The organism is Streptomyces sp. AC627_RSS907 (genome assembly GCF_019049165.1).
Genome location: NZ_JAGMUE010001559.1, coordinates 1 through 561, shown reverse-complemented (window position 1 = coordinate 561; position 561 = coordinate 1). Strand labels below are relative to the sequence as shown.

Sequence of the window (561 nt, the reverse complement as noted above, 5' to 3'; positions counted from 1 at the left end):
CGCCCCGCCCGGCTCCGGGCCGCCCCAGCACCCGGCGAGCCCTCCCCCACTGGTCCGTAATGACCCGAATTGTTACCCAGGATTTCGTGATCAATCCCTAAAGCCGGGCACCTGAGCTGCCGAAGGATCACATGACCCTTCCCACCCGGAACGCCTCGCTTGTCCCCCGAGCACGGCGTCCGTTCTCGCCACTCCCTCAGGAGGCCTGGTGTCTGTTCTTCTAGAGCAACCTTCGAGCCTGGTCGCCTACCGCCCGAACAAGCCGACCGCCATGGTGGTCGTGGCCGACCCCCGAGTCCGTTCCACCGTCACCCGCCACCTGTGGGCGCTCGGAGTGCGTGACGTCATCGAGGCGTCGTCCATCGCGGAGGCCCGCCCCCGAGTCGGAAACCCGCGCGACATCTGCGTCGCCGACGTCCATCTCCCCGACGGCTCGGGGCTCACCCTGCTGTCCGAGACCCGCGCCGCCGGCTGGCCCAACGGCCTGGCCCTGTCCGCCGCCGACGACATCGGGGCCGTGCGCAACGCCCTCGCCGGAGGCGTCAAGGGGTACGTCGTCAC

Annotated in this window: 1 protein-coding gene; it reads left to right on the top strand. The window is 69.9% G+C overall.

Annotated features, from left to right (window positions below; all coding sequences use genetic code 11):
* Positions 1 to 208: 208 nt before the first annotated feature.
* A partial coding sequence (locus tag KUM32_RS42985; RefSeq protein WP_217146974.1) for a response regulator occupies positions 209 to 561 on the top strand: 353 nt, incomplete at its 3' end.